Raw genomic sequence first — 15,129 nt, 5'->3', positions numbered from 1 at the left:
GTAGCCTGTGCGTGGAATGTTTGACTGCCGGTAGTGGATATGGGGGCGGCAGCATTTGTGGGAGCAGTGGTGTTTTGGGTGTGGCGTAGAAAATGCTGATTACCACGCTGGTGTTTATGCTGGAATTGTCGAACCAGTCGCCAGCGCTGTGGCTGCCGCTGTGTTTGGTACTGACTTTGCTGGTGTATCGGGCATTGCCGGTGAAGCAGGTGGTTTGAGGGGCAGGATGGCTGGAGAATCTACCTGAAAAACAAAAACAGTGGTATTGCTATGCCGCTTCCAATTTTTACCAGCCGCCATTAAGTAGGCATAACAAAAGGCTACCTGAAGTTTTCAGGTAGCCTTTTCTGTGCTGAATAAGCTTAGCGGATATTGGCTTGTTGATAGAGGCGGGCAATTTCCTGCTCGATCAGCAGGTTTTGCAAATCTTGTTGGATTTGCGGTTTCAGTTGGGCAAACGGCGGCACGCGCACGGGGCGTTTGGCTTCCATATAGAAGATGGCGAAAATGCCGTTGCTTTCCACCGGGGTTTCGGTGAATTTGCCCTGGCCGAGTGATTTCACGGCGTTATACACCATGGGTGCGCCTTCTTCCAAATCTTTCAGTGGGGTGAAAGTGGGGCTGATGCCGCCGTTGGCACGGCTTGGCGTGTCGATGGTGTATTGACGGGCCACATCGGTGAAGCGGCGGCCGCGTCGGAGATCGGCTACGGCTTTTTGGGCGTTATCGCGGTTGTTGAGGATGATTTCGCCAAGTTTAACTTCTTGCGTGCCGCGATAGCGGTTGGTGATTTCCTGGTAGGCCTGTTGCACTTGGGCGTCGGTTACTGGGTTGGAGCGAAGGATGTGTGCCACCAGGGCTTGGGCGGTTACGTTACCTTCAAAGGTTTCCCAGTCTTGCTGGAAGGTGGGTTTGCGGTCTTCGCCACTGGTGCGGGCATCGGTGCGGGCGCGTTCGATGATTTGTTTGAATTCGGGGCTTTCGTTTAGGCGCAGGCGGCGTGATTCTTGAATCATCAGTTCGCGGGTTACGAGGCGGCGGGCAATGTTTTCGCGCAGCTCAGGGGTGTCGACCACCTGGCCGTTGCTCTGCTCGTTAATAATCCTTACCTGTTGGTCGATTACGGTGCTGTCAATGCGGGTATTGTTTACGGTTACAACGGTTTGGGCAGCTAGCGGGGAGACAGCCAAAACGGTAGTCAGTAGTAGTGCGAGTGAAGTTTGTTTCATGTTGTTGTCCTTAAATTCAAGATAGTTATAGCCGGATTATAAAGGATTTTGCGGCGCGCATTCTCCGGTGTTTGTGCGCGGATGATCAGGGCGTGGATTTAGGCAGGGTATAAATCGTGCAATATCTGCTGGACTGTGTGTTGGTGGGCGATGTGGTTCATGTCAGTTAAAATGGGTGCTGACGATGTGTGCTCCGATAATGCCTGCCGCTTTGGTTGCCGGTGTGGCAGATGTGTAATGGCTCCCGTCAGCCAGTTCGAGCAGGCTGTGAGAAAACGGTTTCCAGGGCGCTGGAGAATGATTTGTGTGCTCATGCAGGCAGTACTTTCTTAAACGGACGGATGAGGATTTCGGCATATACGCCGGCTTCCACATAGGGGTCTTGCCCAGCCCATTCTTCAGCTTCGTCTAAAGAGGCGAAGTCGGCCACGATGAGGCTACCTGAAAAGCCGGTTTCGCCCTCGGGCAGGGGACATGGTCCAGCCAAAACCAGCCGGCCGGCTTTGGCCAGCTTTTCTAGCCTGGCCAAATGCGCGCTGCGGGCAGCTAGTCTGGCTTTGGTGGAATCGGTCACGTCGGAGGCCATCAGCATGAACAACATAATTCGGTTTCTCTTGATAAATTTGGAAATCGGGCAAAGGCGTTTGCTACAACGAAATCTGTGGATAGTTTTGGCCGGCTGCCGTCAAACTTTGCATCATCTTGTAAGCTGGCAGTTTGCAAGTGGTGCAATTTAGGTGTTTATCTTAAAGCAAATGCGGAAATTCTGCACTTAAAATATCGCAAATCTGAGGATTGGGAGGGTGCGTTGGCAACAGTGCAAACACACCAGAAAGGCGAAAGATTGAAAGACTGGATTTTTGTTAAATAATTAAAAATGTTTCATTCCTGTATAGAAAATCGGGCCAAATAGCAGAAATGGCTTGGCATAAATAGGAAATAAACGATATGATACCTAAGTTTAGAGATTTTAATCCGTTGCACAACTGCCGTGCTCAGGCTGGAATTTTGCTTATTTGGCCCTGTATTTTTCTGTTGGTTCAGACGGTTAGCAGTGCATTACTTTAGGTTGTTAAGGGGGATTTGATGTTTTGTAAGCAGTATAAAATGAAACTGATCGCGGCTTCGCTGGGTTTGGTAGCCTCTGTCGGTGCCCATGCCGCTTTGGGCGTTTTGCAGGTTCAGTCGCGTTTGGACGAGCCGTTTTCCGCCACAGTGGTGGTAACGGGCGACGAGGCACGTGCTTTGGCTTCGGCCAAGCCCACCATCAATGGTGCCAATCTGCAAGCCACGGTATCGCGCCGAAGCAGCGACCGTGCCGTTATCCATTTGCATTCCAGCACGCCAATTAAAGAGCCGGTGATGACTTTCTGGCTGGGCGTAGGTAATCAAAACCACCAATATACCGCCATTTTGGACCCCCGCGATTATCAATCTGCCCCCAGTAGCTCTCGTTCGCGCCACGAACGCCGTGCTGAAGCTGCACCGAGCCGCCGCCATCCTGCCGAAACCAGACGGCACCGCCGTGCTGCCGACCGTCGCGAAGCACCAGTGCAGATTCAGGGAGAAAGCTATCAGATTAAAGATGGCGAATTGCTGGTGGACATTGCCCAGCGCGTTAAGCCGTCCGGCATGACTTTGCGTCAAACCATCAACGCATTGGTGGCCGCCAACCCGCGCGCCTTCCGCAACGGAAACCCTGATTTGATGTATCGTGGTGCCACCCTCACCATTCCCGATGGCGAAACCCTGCGCCGTTTGGCACACAACCCACCACGCCGCGTAAGCGACCGCGCACAGGAAGAGCGCCCAGCAGTTGACACTGCTCCAGCACGCCAGCTGCCGTCGGTGGAAACTCAGTCGGCCGCACCCACTCCGCCGATTACTCCCCCTGCACCGCCTGTTGAGCCGGCTCAACCCCAGCCGCAACAACCTGCCCAGCCGCCAGTTCAGCAATTGCCTCAAGAGCAGCCTGCTGTTCCGCCCATGGCCAGCGATGTAGTCCCCGAGATGCCGGCTTCTGCCGTGCTGCCCGATATGGGTGCCAGCTTGCCTGAGCAGGCTTCCGATATGATGGTGTCCGAGCCGGTGGAAGAAATGCCGCCGCCCGTGGTTGCCCCGCCGGTGGTGGAAACCCCGCCGATGGAGGAAGAGGGCATGGACATCACTCAGATGGCACTCTACGGTGGTGGTGGATTGTTGGTGTTGGGTGGTTTGGCGTATCTCCTGATGAACCGCCGTCGCAAAATGGCCGCACCTGCCCGCGGTGACGATCATGCGGACGATGACGGCCTCTATTTTGAGAGTGTTACCGACCATTCCAGCAGCTTTTCTGCCGCTCCGGCTGCTCCTGCCGCAGTGCAGCCTGCACCAGTGAGCGAACAGGATTTGGGCTTGGACTTGAGCCACTTAGACGAACAGCAGCAGCTGGGCAGTACTCCCAGTACTGGAGACGCGGCCCGGCAGGCCGAAGCCGATGAGTGGAGTTGGCTGCAGTCCGAACAACCTGCTGCAGCACCTGCTGCCCCGGCTGCGCCCGCTGCTGCTGGATCTACCGCTTCGGATGACGATTGGCTGAACTTTGCTACCGAAGAGCCTACTGCTTTCGCTGCCCCGGCGGCTCAAGCACCTGTGCAGCCAGCGCCCGAGCCACAGGCTGAACCGGTTGCCCCTGAAGAGCTGGATTGGGTGTTGGATGAAACTCCTGCTGCCGTTGAAGTGGTAGAGCCTGCCCAGCCGGCAGCGTCGGAAATGGACAATACCATTTCCTTTGATGTATCAAGCTTGGATACTGAAGGCGTGAGTAGTGTAGCTGAAGAAGCTGCCGCTGCATCCAATGTAATGGATTTGGACTTTGACAGCACGCCGGCTGTTCCGGCTCAAGCCGCTCCGGTGGAAGTCAGCCAGCCCGCTTCGGCATATGCCGAGCCGGTTAGTGCCGGCCCGCTGCCGAAAGAGGCGCTGGAAGCCAAATTGGAACTGGCTAAAATGTATCTGGAAATCGATGATGCCAACACTGCCCGTCAGACCCTGATGGAACTGATTAACGAATCAGAAGGCAGCAGCATTCAGGCTGAGGCACAGCAATTGTTGAACGACATCGGCCAGTAATCCAGCTAGCCACAGCAACCCGGGCAGTTCCGCCCGGGTTTTTCTATACAGGGCAGGATTTGCTGGCGTTGTTTCTGTTTTCAGGTAGCCTTTTCCAATATGCAGGCTACCTGAAAGCATGGCTGCAACGAAGCTATAGTGAATTAAAATTAAAAATGCTACTGCGTTGACCCGCCTTGCCGTACTATCTGCGGCTCGCCTCCTTGTCCCATTCTTATTTTAATCCACTATAAAACCAATTAATTTGAAGAAACATGAATCCATCTCCCATCAAACGACGTGTCTTATTCGTCAGCTACGACGGCAGCCGTTTTTTCGGCTGGCAGAAGCAGGCAGACGGCATTGCCACCGTACAAAGCGCCTTGGAAGCTGCTTTGAGCGAATTGGCGCAGGAACACATCAGCGTGGTAACGGCCGGGCGTACCGATACCGGTGTGCACGCCACCGCGCAGGTGGTGCATTTCGATTCCGCCGCGCAGCGGCCGGATCAGGCTTGGGTGCGCGGTGTGAACGCGCTGTTGCCCGAGGGCGTGGCCGTGTGGCGGGTGCAGGATGTGGCGCCGGAGTTTCATGCCCGTTTTGATGCCTGCGGGCGGCGTTATCGTTATCTGTTGCAATCGGCGCCGGTGCGTTCGCCGCTGTTGGTGGGGCGTGCGGGGTGGGCGCATTATGCCTTGGATATGGATGCCATGCGCCAAGCTGCCGCGCTCTTGGTGGGCGAGCACGATTTTTCCAGCTTCCGCGCTGCCGAATGCCAGGCCAAATCGCCGGTGAAAACCCTGTATCGTGTGGCTTTGTGTGGCACGCCGGAATTGATGGCGGTGGATTTCCACGGCAATGCCTTTCTGCACCACATGGTGCGCAACTTGATGGGCGCGCTGGTGTATGTGGGCTGCGGTAAGTTGAGTGTGGACGGTTTTGCCGGGCTGCTGGCCGCGCGTAGCCGCAAGCTTGCGCCCCCCACTTTTATGCCCGACGGGCTGTATCTCACCGGCATCGACTACCCGCCGCACTTCGGCGTGGCCACGCCGCCGCCACCCGCCTGGCTGTTTCCAGATTGGTAAGGAAAATCAGATGGTTCTAACTTTAATGTTTCGCGAATATTGCAGCCTGTGCCACCATATGCGCGCTGCCCTGCAGCCGTATCAGGCGGCATATGGTTTTGAGTTGCAGGTGTTTGATGTGGATGAAGATCCGGAGCTGGAAGCGCGGTATAACGAGCTTGTGCCGGTATTGCTGCATGAAGGCGAGGAAATCTGCCATTGGCATTTGGATGAGGCCAAATTGCTGGCGGTGCTGCAAAATGCAAAGGCTACCTGAAGGGAAAACCCGGGCAACGTAGCCGCCGCCGTGCGGCAAACCGGTGCTGCTTGGCTGGATGTGTCCAGCGGGGTGGAGCAGGCGCCGGGGGTGAAGAGTAGGGAACTGATGGAGCGCTTTGTGCGGCTGGCGCGCGAGGCATGATTGATAAGCGGTGCGGGCAATGAAAAGGCTACCTGAAAAGTTTTCAGGTAGCCTTTTGCCGATACCAAATATCAATCTTGGCCGTACACGCTGTAATCGTAGCCGGTGCAGAACGTATCGCCAGTACGGGTTTGCACATCAGCATAGCTGCATTGGTTGTAGCCATGCACCGCTTCGCAGGCGCGCACTGCCCGCACGATGGCCTGCTGCCCGTTGCGGTCTTTGCCGACAAAGAAGTCAGATGGCTTGTTTGGCCCGCCGTCGGGATAGGCAAACATGGCGCAGGTGTTGGCGAAAGTGGCTACCAGATGGCAGCTTCGGCCACGACCGCAGCGGCGCATGGTTTCTTCCACCGCACGGGCTTCGCTGCGATAACCGCCGGCATACATCACCCGCCGGTTTGGGATCTCATATGCAATCGCCATCCAATACGGCGTGGCGCGGAAACGGGCGATACGTGCTTGCACCTCCGCCTCACGCTGCTCCCAGGCGCGTATTTCGGCGGCGGTGGGGCCGGAGTAGGTTGGCTGTTGCCGTACGGCATTGCGCTCGCGCTGTATCCGATCTGCTTCCGACTGCATGATGCCATTAAAGTTGTGCCATTGCTGCGAGCCAACCGGATAGGGGTTGGCATATGCCAAGCCCGCACTGCCCAATAGCACTGCCGCCAATACGCCCGCTGCCGTGTTCATCATTGATTGCTTCATCTTGCCGCTCCTGTTTGGAAAGGGGAAAAGGGTATTGCCGATGATCGGATTGTAACAAAATACAAGATATTGTAAACATCTGTCCCGCTGCTTGAAGACTACCTGAAAACCATTTTTCGGTTTTCAGGTAGCCTTTTCATGTATGGCGATTGGGGATGGCATTACCGGCTTGGTTTCTATCGTAGCCGTAAGTTGGGCATGGATGCCCGGCCTACCTTTTGTTGGGTTACGCCTGCGGCTATACCATCGTCAGCGCGCCAGGATTTTCTCGGCGGCTTCCACGCCCCAGTAAACGGCTTCTTCCATCACGGAGTAGCTGCTCAGGTCGCTGTGGGCAAAGGTGAGGCGGGAGTGGTGCTGGCGCAGTTGGAGCAGGGTTGGGTGGGCGAGGTAGCCGGGGGCGGGGGAGCTCATGCCGTGGCCGCGTATGCTGATGTCTACGGAGGCGACCTGATGCCAGAAGCTTGGGCCGTAGGCTGGGATGAGGTCTTGGGCGGCATGTTCAAGCAGCTCGGCCTCACTGGCTTTGAGCAGCCAGCGGCGGATGCTTTGCGGGCTGTCGTGGTTGAGGGCGGTGTAGGCGGTGAAGATGGTGTGTTCGGGTTTGGCGGTGCGGATGAGCTGGTTGGTGGACACAACGTAGCCGAGGCCTCGTGTGCCGTGCACTACGTTGTCCCACGCCAATTCGCTGCGCTGTGCTTCCCGGGGGAAGCCGTTGAGCACGAAATTGCTCACCAGCCAGGGGGCGTAGGCGGGCAGGTTGAGCGAGAAGCCGTAGCGCTGGGGCTGGGCGATGATGCGGGCGGCAATCATTAGGGGCATGGCGCAGATAACGTTTTGGGCGCGGATGAGGGCGGTATGGCCGCTTTGGTTGTGGCGCAGGATAACGGCAACCTCTTCATCGGTTTCGCTGATTTGTAGGGCGGAGGCGTTGATGGCGGTGGGTTGGGCAAAGGTAAGGTCGGTGGTTTCAGGTAGCCTGTCGATGTTTTGCAGGCGGATATGGCGGCGGATGGCTTCGGAGAGGTGGGCGAGGCCTTCGGGCCAGGTGAGCACGGCTTCGTGGGTGTGGCCGCGGGCGGCGAAGTAGTGCAGGCCGGCAAAGGCGGATACTTGGGCGATGCCTTGGCCGTAGTCGTCGCGGCAGCAGTAGTCGAGATACCAGAGCAGGCTGGGGGAGCGGTAGTTTTCTTTTTCGAGCCAGGCGGCGAAGGTGGTTTGGTCGAGGCGGCGCCATTCTTCGTCGGCGGAGGAGTGGGCAATGGGGATGGCGAAGATTTTGCGCCCGTCACGGCCGTGGGCGCGGCGCAGGGTTTCGATAAGGGCGTGGAAGCGGCGGCTGTCGGCATCTTCTTGCGGCAGCAGGGAATATTGCCAGCGGTTTTGGTAATACAGGCGCTCGGCGGGGGCATAAACCAAATCGGTTTCGCGATACAGGGGCTCGGGCTGATCGATGCCGTCGAGCAGGATACCGAGGTCGGATAAGAGTTGGCGCACATACACGCTTTCCTGTGAGGGCAGGGCTAAATAGTGTGCGCCGGAGGGGGCGGAGAGGCTACCTGAAACATAGGCGGCATTGTTGCCATTGCGCTCGATGCCTTCGGCGAGAAGGAAGTTGCGTTGGCCGTGTTTGGCCAGGTGCCAGGCGGCGGAGAGGGCGGCGGCGCCGCTGCCGAGGATGAGGGTGTGGCAGCGGTGTTCGGATTGGGGGGCAAGGGAAACTTGGCCGTTGCGCAGCTCGTGGCCGAAGGGCAGGCCGATGCGGTGGATGCGCACGGGCGGCAGGCGGTGGAGGTATTGATGGCCCAGGCGGGAGGCTGCGGCTGCGGCGGTGAGGGCGGCGGCGCTGCCGAGCAGTTGGCGGCGGGTGAGTTTCATGTTTCAGGTAGCCTTGAGGGGTAGGCTGGTGGCGGGCAGAAGTCTAATAGTTTATATGTTTTCAGGTAGCCTCTATGAATAAAAGGCTACCTGAAAACAAGATGTGGTGCGGCTTTATTCGGTAGGCCGATTTTGCTGTTTGCTGCGTTCGGCTTGTCGTTTTTGGCGCATTTCCTGCAGTTTGGCGTGGAAAAATTGGCTGCGGCGGCGTTTGCGTTGCCAGAAGTAGAACAACACCAGTGCGCCGATACCGATGATCACATAGAGGATGTGCTGGAACTGGTGGGCTTTCATGAGCAGCCAGTCTTTGTTCGCGGCGCCGTAGTGGCCGAGATACACCCAGGCTGGCACGGAAATCAGGGAGGCGAGGCCGTCCATAATCAGCCAGCGCCAAAACGATATTCGGCCGCTCATCCCGGCGGTGATGAAGATGGGGGTGCGCAGGCCGGGCAGGAAACGGGCCACGAATAATACCCAGCTGCCGTGTTTGTCGAACTTTTCCTGCACTTGCAGGTAGCGTTGCGGCGGCATCAGGCGTTTGACGAAGCGGGCTTTGAGGATGCGGTCGCCGTAGAAGTGGCCGAGTAGGAACATCATGCCGTCGCCGGTGAGCACGCCGATCATGCCCACCACCACCATAATATGCTCATTGCTGTGGCCGAGGCCGGAAATCACGCCGCCGGCAATCAGAGTGATGTCTTCGGGAATGGGAATGCCGAAACCGCAGGCAACCAACACCACGAATACGGCGGCATAGCCGTATTGGGTGAACAGGGCTTCTAGAATGTCCAGCATGGTTGTGGGTGTTCCTGTGAGTTGCGGTTATTTTTGACGGATGCTGTCGGCAATGCGTTCGGCACAGCGTTGCGCGAGCTTGGTGTCGCGTGCTTCCACCATCACGCGTACCACGGGCTCGGTGCCGGAGGCGCGCAATACCACGCGGCCGTGTCCGGCCAATTCGGCTTCCACGGCCTGCAGCTCGGCGGCGGAGGCGGTTTGCCAATCCTGCCCTTTGCTGATACGCACGTTAATCATGGTTTGCGGGAAGGGCAGCCAATCTACGGCGGCGGCCAAATCCTGATCCAGCGTTTGCAGCGCAGCCAGCACTTGCAGGGCGGCAATGGTACCGTCGCCGGTGTTGTGTTTATCGAGGCAGAGGATGTGGCCGCTGGCTTCGCCGCCCAGCTGCCAGCCGTGTTGGTGCAGCTGTTCCAGCACATAGCGGTCGCCCACTTTGGCGCGGCAGAATTCGATTTTAAGCTGCGCCAAGGCCAGCTCCATCGCCATGTTGGTCATCACCGTGCCGACTACGCCGCCAACCAGCGAACCGGCTTTATGGCGAGCACGGGCAATCACGTAAATCAGCGAATCGCCGTCGTACACTTTGCCTTGTTTGTCCACCATCATCAGGCGGTCGCCGTCGCCATCGAGCGCAATGCCGTAGTCGGCCTCGTTTTGCAGCACGGCGGCTTGCAGGGTTTTGGTGTAGGTAGCGCCGCATTTGTGGTTGATATTGAAACCGTTGGGCTGGTTGCCGATTTCAATTACGTCTGCACCCAGCTCGTGGAACACTTTAGGCGCCACGTGATAACCGGCGCCGTTGGCGGTGTCCACCACCAGCTTCAGCCCGCGTAAGTCCATATTGGCGGGGAAGGTGGATTTGCAAAATTCGATGTAGCGGTCGTCTGCGCCGCTCACGCGTTTGGCGCGGCCGAGGTGGTCGGAGGAAACGGTGTACATTTCCTGCTCCAGCTGCTGCTCGATTTCCTGCTCGATTTCATCGGAAAGCTTCATGCCGTCTTCGGTGAAGAATTTGATGCCGTTGTCGGCATAGTGGTTGTGGGAGGCGGAAATCATCACGCCGGCAGAGAGACGCAGCGCGCGGGTAAGATAGGCAACGCCCGGTGTGGGCAGCGGGCCGGTTTGGATAACATTCACGCCGGCAGCGGTGAAACCGGCCACCAGCGCGGTTTCCAGCATATAGCCGGAGATGCGGGTATCTTTGCCGATGAGCACGGTGGGCTTGATTTCATCGTCGTGCTGGGTCAGCACCTGGCCGGCGGCATAGGCCAGCTTCAATACGAAATCGGGCGTAATCGGAAATTTGCCCACTTCGCCGCGCACGCCATCGGTGCCGAAATATTTTTTTGCCATCGTGAAATCCTTTGTAGTAGCCGCTTGCAGGCCGAATGAGCGAATTGTAAAACAGCACTCTCTCTTATGCCAGCATTGCGGCGGTTAAATCGGGCAAACCTACGGCGGAAAAGGCATTTGAGTGGCGGCAATCAATAGGCGACAAAGCATTCGGAAATGAAGTTTAGCCATCCAAAAGGCTACCTGAAAAATTTGAGTGGTGTGGAAATTCGTGCTGCATTTTAATTTTGTTGAAGTTTTGCTTTCAGGTAGCCTTTGCCTGAATGGTGCATGTGTTACAGCGAAGCTGGCTAAGGTGGGATTATTGCCCGCTTAGAACGGCTATATATAGATTATGCCAGCGATGGTCGCTATAATCAGGCCTTTCAAACCGTTCAAGCACAGAAGGAAAAACCATGGCAGACTTCAATAAAATTCTCGACGCCGGTGATGTAGACGGCGGTATCATCAACGTAGTGGTGGAAATTCCGCAAGGCTCCAACCAGAAAATCGAATGGGATCGCAAAATCGGCGCGATGAAACTCGACCGCATAGAGCCGCAGATTTTCGCCAAACCCACCAACTACGGCTTCATCCCGCAAACCCTCGATGAAGACGGCGACGAACTCGACGCCCTGATTATTACCGATCTGCCGCTGCCTACCGGCATCTACATGGAAGCTAGAGTGATCGGCGTGATGAAATTTGTGGACGACGGCGAAGTGGACGATAAAGTAGTGGTGGTGCCTGCCGACGACCGCCACAATGGCAATGCCATCAAGACTTTGGCCGATTTGCCGCCGCAGCTGATCAAGCAAATCGAATTCCACTTCAATCACTATAAAGACCTGAAAAAACCCGGCAGCACCAAAGTTGGCCACTGGGGCGACATTGAAGAAGCCAAAGCCGTTATCCGTGAATCGCAAGCTCGTTGGAAAGCACAATAACCGAGTGCTAGTGGTTAGCTGAATAGGCTACCTGAAAAGTAGAACCCGTTGTTCTGGATAAGAGAATAGCGGGTTTTTGTTTTTTAGGCAGCCTGATTGGGCGAAGGGTGGTTGGTTATTTATCCTTATTCCAAGTCCCCGGACAAAGTGATCAATAAGTCACGGAGCTGCTGATACTCTCGAAAAGATAGGTTTTTTATTGCCGTGGTTTCTATGTTTAAGTGCGAAGGGACGGCTTTTTTTATCAGAGTTTCACCCTTTGGCAACAAATTGATTAACCAGCTTCGCCTGTCTTCTGGGTTTAAAATCCGCTGTACTAAGCCTTTTTTCTCTAGTTTATTGATTCTATTGGTTAGTCCGCCAGATGAAATCAACACTAGATCTTGTATCTGTTTTGGTGTCAATGTCTGGTTTGGCTCTCGTAACAATGCTGCTAATACATCGAATTCGCCAACTGTTAGTTTATAGTTGGCCAAGTTTTCATCTACTAATTGAGAAATAATCGAACTAATCCGAATAATCCTGCCGATGATTTCTGTACCTGAGGTATCTAGGCGGTGGTCAAATTTCTTCCAATGGTCGGTTATATAGCCAACAACATCAATCACTTCTTTTGATTCTGCTTGAGTCATTATTTACCCCAATATTCGGTTATCTAATAAGATCATATCTTAATACAAAGATTTATCCAAAATGCAAGATTGCAAGCCATCGAGGGGAGAATAGGAATTATATCAAATAAAATTTGATATATATCAAATTTTATCAAGGTTTTCTTTAAAAGTCCTTATGCTGGATTGCGGCGCATTATTATTTCATATAAAATATTTTCATGCAAAGATATTTTATATGAAGCTTTATTGGCTGTATGGCTTTAAAGTAATCTTTGCATAGGAAACATATAACTATTTCATACGCTTTAAAAAGGATTAAACTATGAAAACCGCTATCCGAAGTGCGATGCTTACATTCAAAAAAGACCCATTTTTTCATGAAATGGATGAATGCTTGGTATATGAATCTGATGCTGTAATTGTGATGGAAGGAGGGAAAATTACCCAAGTTGGCCGTGCACAAGATATTTTGCCTAGCTTGGATGGTGTGGAAGTAAAACGCTACACCGACAGCGTCATCATCCCCGGCTTTATCGATTCGCACGTCCACTACCCGCAAACCGAAATCATCGGTGCCTATGGCGAACAGCTCTTAGACTGGCTAAACAACTACACCTTCATCGCCGAGCAGGGGTTCAAAAATAAAGAACACGCCAGTGAAGTGGCAAAAGTATTTTTGAAAGAGCAGTTTAGAAATGGTGTTACTTCCTCTACTGTTTATTGTACAGTATTCCCGCAATCGGTAGATGCCATCTTTGAAGAAGCGGAAAAATACGATATGCGGATTATGGCGGGTAAGGTCTGCATGGATAGGAATGCACCGGAAGCATTATTGGATACACCGCAGCGTGCCTATGATGAATCTTCTTCCCTAATTAAAAAATGGCATAACAAGGGGCGTGCCGAATATGTGATTACCCCCCGTTTTGTGCCTACCTCTACACCAGAACAGATGGAAATGATGCAGGCGTTAGCTGCGGAAAATCCAGATATGCTCATTCAATCGCATGTTTCTGAAAATGTGAATGAGGTGGCTTGGGTGAAAGATTTATGTCCGAAAGCTAAAGACTATACAGATGCTTATGCACAATATGGATTGGTTAGGCCAAGGGCGATTTATGGTCACGGTATTCACTTAACTGATCGGGAATTAAGTGTATTTAGTGAAACTGGTGCAGCCGTTGCTCACTGCCCGACTTCTAATTTCTTCTTAGGGTCAGGTTGCCTAAACGTTAAAAAACTGCGGGATAAAAACCGTCCTGTCCACGTTGGTTTGGCAACTGACTTAGGTGCCGGTACCAGCTTCTCCATGTTGCAAACTATGAATGAAGCTTATAAAGCAGCACAAATGAACGGTACGCCATATACCTCTCTTCACAGTTTCTACTTAGCCAGCCGTGGTACAGCTGAAGCACTAGGGCTGCAAGATAAAGTTGGCACGATTGCTGTAGGCATGGAAGCGGATTTAACAGTATTAAATTTGAAATCTACGCCGATTATCGACTACCGCATGAAATATGCCAAAGATTTGGAAGAGGCATTGTTTATCCAAATGACTTTGGGTGATGACCGCGCTATTGCTGCCACATATGTTGCAGGTAAAGAAGTCTATCGTGCCAACTGATATGTTTCAGGTAGCCTAGTTAGAGGTTTCTTGAATCATTAGGCTACCTGAAAGCGATTTTTTAGTTAAATCGGATTTTTGGAGTATTGATTATGAGTAACAAAACTGAATTTCAACTCGGCGGTACAAGAGCGTGGATCGTTTGGGTTATTGCCGTATTATTTGTAGTGTGGCTGTTCAACGTGCAAACGGGATATGCCATCGTTAACGACAGCGTATCCAAAGCCCTGAATCTGAGTATTGATCAAGTAGGCTTGATTGCCGCTACCTACACTTGGACTTTCGCTATTGCGCAAATGTTCTCAGGTGCTCTGTTGGATAAGCTAGGTAGCCGGAAAATCCTCATTCCTGCCATTACGTTGGTAATTATTGGGGTGTTCCTGTTTGCTTTTGCTCAGAGCTTTGAAATGCTGCTCTTATCACAGGTGGTATTGGCTATCGGCTCCAGTGCTGGCTTTGTGGGCGCGGGCTATGTGGGCGGTGTTTGGTTCGGTATGGCTAAATTCGGCCTGATGTTCGGTTTGGTACAGCTCGTGGCCGCCTTGTCTTCCGCTTTCGGCCAAACTGGTTTCGACTTTGCCTTGGCTAATTGGGACTGGCGCACCATCATCACAGGCTTCGGTATCTTCGGTGTGCTGCTGCTGGTTGCCGCTGTGATGTTCGTGTGCAACCCTGCCCCGGTGGAAAGTCCAAAAAGCTCCGTTGGTGAATTTGTTTCCTCTGTATTGCAATCTATTGTTGAAGTGTTGAAGAAAAGCCAGATTTGGGCCATCAGCATTCAAGGTGCAATTGTGTTCGGTACCATCCTAGCTTTGGGTGTGGTATGGGGCCCGAAGTTGTTGATTGCCCACGGAATGGATCCCAGTGCCGCCAACCACGCTACTGCCTGCCTCTGGCTGGGTCTGGCTGTAGGCAGCCCGCTGATCGACCGCATCTCTAATGCCACCAAATCACGTAAATTGCCAATTACGATTGCTACCATGGTGCAGATGCTTGTGTTAGCTGGTGCGATGTACATCGATGTAACTCCCACAACCGCCATGGTTTTGTACTTTATCTTCGGTTTCTGCAATGCCGGCCATATGCTGAACTTCACTGCTGCGTCAGACAACGTACCCCCGCACAGAATCGGTACTTCATCTTCTATCGTAAACGGTTCTATGTTTATCGCAGGTGGTATTTTGATGGGCTTGCCTGGTAAGATGTTGGCTGGCACTCAGGAAACATTGGCCGACTACCAAGCCGCTCTGCAACCTACCCTGATTGCATTGGCTGTCGCCTTGATTATTGCACTGCTTTGGATTAAAGAAAGTTTCCCGAAGCAGCAATAAATAGATAAATAAAATAGATTCAGGGGGATAGAGAAACTATTCCCCTGAATTTGCAAGAAAACAGCTAATTCCCTCCCTTCCTCGTTATCTC

General features: G+C 53.6%; 14 protein-coding genes and 1 pseudogene. 8 read left to right on the top strand and 7 right to left on the bottom strand.

Annotated elements, in window-relative coordinates:
* The first annotated feature begins 92 nt into the window (after positions 1-92).
* The gene (locus EZJ17_RS10820; protein ID WP_255361769.1) at positions 93-218 is read left to right on the top strand and encodes a hypothetical protein; all 126 of its coding nucleotides are present in this window, start codon (positions 93-95) and stop codon (positions 216-218) included.
* Between the two features lie 144 nt (positions 219-362).
* Here the strand turns inward: EZJ17_RS10820 and EZJ17_RS07295 are convergent, their stop codons facing one another.
* Entirely contained in the window at positions 363-1,229 is an 867-nt protein-coding gene (locus EZJ17_RS07295) for a peptidyl-prolyl cis-trans isomerase (protein ID WP_067441412.1), read from the bottom strand.
* Positions 1,230-1,539: 310 nt separating this feature from the next.
* Positions 1,540-1,833 (bottom strand): YciI family protein, encoded by a 294-nt coding sequence (locus tag EZJ17_RS07290; RefSeq protein ID WP_193563044.1) that lies wholly within the window; start codon positions 1,831-1,833, stop codon positions 1,540-1,542.
* Positions 1,834-2,336: 503 nt separating this feature from the next.
* On the opposite strand from EZJ17_RS07290, the gene EZJ17_RS07285 reads away from it, so the two are divergent.
* The 4 genes and pseudogenes from EZJ17_RS07285 to trpF all read left to right on the top strand — a co-directional run.
* Entirely contained in the window at positions 2,337-4,340 is a 2,004-nt protein-coding gene (locus tag EZJ17_RS07285; RefSeq protein WP_067444041.1) for a FimV/HubP family polar landmark protein, read from the top strand.
* Positions 4,341-4,594: 254 nt separating this feature from the next.
* On the top strand, positions 4,595-5,404 hold the full coding sequence (gene truA, locus EZJ17_RS07280) for a tRNA pseudouridine(38-40) synthase TruA (protein ID WP_067441405.1): 810 nt from the start codon (positions 4,595-4,597) through the stop codon (positions 5,402-5,404).
* Between the two features lie 10 nt (positions 5,405-5,414).
* Entirely contained in the window at positions 5,415-5,660 is a 246-nt protein-coding gene (locus tag EZJ17_RS07275) for a glutaredoxin family protein (protein ID WP_067441404.1), read from the top strand.
* An 18-nt stretch (positions 5,661-5,678) separates the two neighbouring features.
* Positions 5,679-5,804: pseudogene (gene trpF, locus EZJ17_RS07270) on the top strand (phosphoribosylanthranilate isomerase); the annotation flags it as partial.
* Between the two features lie 71 nt (positions 5,805-5,875).
* Here the strand turns inward: trpF and EZJ17_RS07265 are convergent.
* The 4 genes from EZJ17_RS07265 to glmM all read right to left on the bottom strand — a co-directional run bounded on the left by EZJ17_RS07265 (position 5,876) and on the right by glmM (position 10,543).
* Positions 5,876-6,511 carry a DUF4189 domain-containing protein gene (locus tag EZJ17_RS07265; protein ID WP_151086350.1) on the bottom strand — a complete coding sequence of 212 codons (636 nt, stop codon included), beginning with the start codon at positions 6,509-6,511 and terminating at the stop codon, positions 5,876-5,878.
* Positions 6,512-6,760: 249 nt separating this feature from the next.
* Positions 6,761-8,389, bottom strand: coding sequence for an FAD-dependent oxidoreductase (locus tag EZJ17_RS07260; RefSeq protein WP_067444037.1), 1,629 nt, complete (start codon positions 8,387-8,389; stop codon positions 6,761-6,763).
* Between the two features lie 114 nt (positions 8,390-8,503).
* Positions 8,504-9,184, bottom strand: a complete 681-nt coding sequence (locus tag EZJ17_RS07255) for a DedA family protein (RefSeq protein ID WP_067441394.1) — start codon at positions 9,182-9,184, stop codon at positions 8,504-8,506.
* A 27-nt stretch (positions 9,185-9,211) separates the two neighbouring features.
* Entirely contained in the window at positions 9,212-10,543 is a 1,332-nt protein-coding gene (gene glmM / locus EZJ17_RS07250) for a phosphoglucosamine mutase (RefSeq protein ID WP_067441390.1), read from the bottom strand.
* 395 nt (positions 10,544-10,938) lie between these two features.
* On the opposite strand from glmM, the gene EZJ17_RS07245 reads away from it, so the two are divergent.
* Positions 10,939-11,469, top strand: coding sequence for an inorganic diphosphatase (locus EZJ17_RS07245; protein ID WP_003824323.1), 531 nt, complete (start codon positions 10,939-10,941; stop codon positions 11,467-11,469).
* Positions 11,470-11,594: 125 nt separating this feature from the next.
* On the opposite strand, the gene EZJ17_RS07240 is transcribed toward EZJ17_RS07245, so the two are convergent.
* Positions 11,595-12,101 (bottom strand): MarR family winged helix-turn-helix transcriptional regulator, encoded by a 507-nt coding sequence (locus EZJ17_RS07240; RefSeq protein ID WP_067441386.1) that lies wholly within the window; start codon positions 12,099-12,101, stop codon positions 11,595-11,597.
* A 304-nt stretch (positions 12,102-12,405) separates the two neighbouring features.
* Between EZJ17_RS07240 and guaD the strand changes: the two genes are divergently transcribed.
* Positions 12,406-13,707, top strand: coding sequence for a guanine deaminase (gene guaD / locus EZJ17_RS07235; protein WP_067441384.1), 1,302 nt, complete (start codon positions 12,406-12,408; stop codon positions 13,705-13,707).
* 92 nt (positions 13,708-13,799) lie between these two features.
* Positions 13,800-15,038 (top strand): MFS transporter, encoded by a 1,239-nt coding sequence (locus tag EZJ17_RS07230; protein WP_067441382.1) that lies wholly within the window; start codon positions 13,800-13,802, stop codon positions 15,036-15,038.
* The last annotated feature ends 91 nt before the right edge of the window (positions 15,039-15,129 follow it).

Source organism: Eikenella exigua, assembly GCF_008805035.1.
GTDB lineage: Bacteria > Pseudomonadota > Gammaproteobacteria > Burkholderiales > Neisseriaceae > Eikenella > Eikenella exigua.
The sequence above is the reverse complement of the archived record's forward strand: the minus strand, read 5'-3'. Positions and strand labels throughout refer to the sequence as shown.

What these genes read in the sequence shown, in the direction of transcription:
- EZJ17_RS07265 (WP_151086350.1), bottom strand. Translation starts at nt 6,511, where the DNA reads ATGAAGCAATCAATGATGAACACGGCAGCGGGCGTATTGGCGGCAGTG.
- EZJ17_RS07255 (WP_067441394.1), bottom strand. Translation starts at nt 9,184, where the DNA reads ATGCTGGACATTCTAGAAGCCCTGTTCACCCAATACGGCTATGCCGCC.
- EZJ17_RS07295 (WP_067441412.1), bottom strand. Translation starts at nt 1,229, where the DNA reads ATGAAACAAACTTCACTCGCACTACTACTGACTACCGTTTTGGCTGTC.
- EZJ17_RS07275 (WP_067441404.1), top strand. Translation starts at nt 5,415, where the DNA reads ATGGTTCTAACTTTAATGTTTCGCGAATATTGCAGCCTGTGCCACCAT.
- EZJ17_RS07240 (WP_067441386.1), bottom strand. Translation starts at nt 12,101, where the DNA reads ATGACTCAAGCAGAATCAAAAGAAGTGATTGATGTTGTTGGCTATATA.
- EZJ17_RS07260 (WP_067444037.1), bottom strand. Translation starts at nt 8,389, where the DNA reads ATGAAACTCACCCGCCGCCAACTGCTCGGCAGCGCCGCCGCCCTCACC.
- truA (WP_067441405.1), top strand. Translation starts at nt 4,595, where the DNA reads ATGAATCCATCTCCCATCAAACGACGTGTCTTATTCGTCAGCTACGAC.
- EZJ17_RS07245 (WP_003824323.1), top strand. Translation starts at nt 10,939, where the DNA reads ATGGCAGACTTCAATAAAATTCTCGACGCCGGTGATGTAGACGGCGGT.
- EZJ17_RS07230 (WP_067441382.1), top strand. Translation starts at nt 13,800, where the DNA reads ATGAGTAACAAAACTGAATTTCAACTCGGCGGTACAAGAGCGTGGATC.
- EZJ17_RS07285 (WP_067444041.1), top strand. Translation starts at nt 2,337, where the DNA reads ATGAAACTGATCGCGGCTTCGCTGGGTTTGGTAGCCTCTGTCGGTGCC.
- guaD (WP_067441384.1), top strand. Translation starts at nt 12,406, where the DNA reads ATGAAAACCGCTATCCGAAGTGCGATGCTTACATTCAAAAAAGACCCA.
- glmM (WP_067441390.1), bottom strand. Translation starts at nt 10,543, where the DNA reads ATGGCAAAAAAATATTTCGGCACCGATGGCGTGCGCGGCGAAGTGGGC.
- EZJ17_RS10820 (WP_255361769.1), top strand. Translation starts at nt 93, where the DNA reads ATGCTGATTACCACGCTGGTGTTTATGCTGGAATTGTCGAACCAGTCG.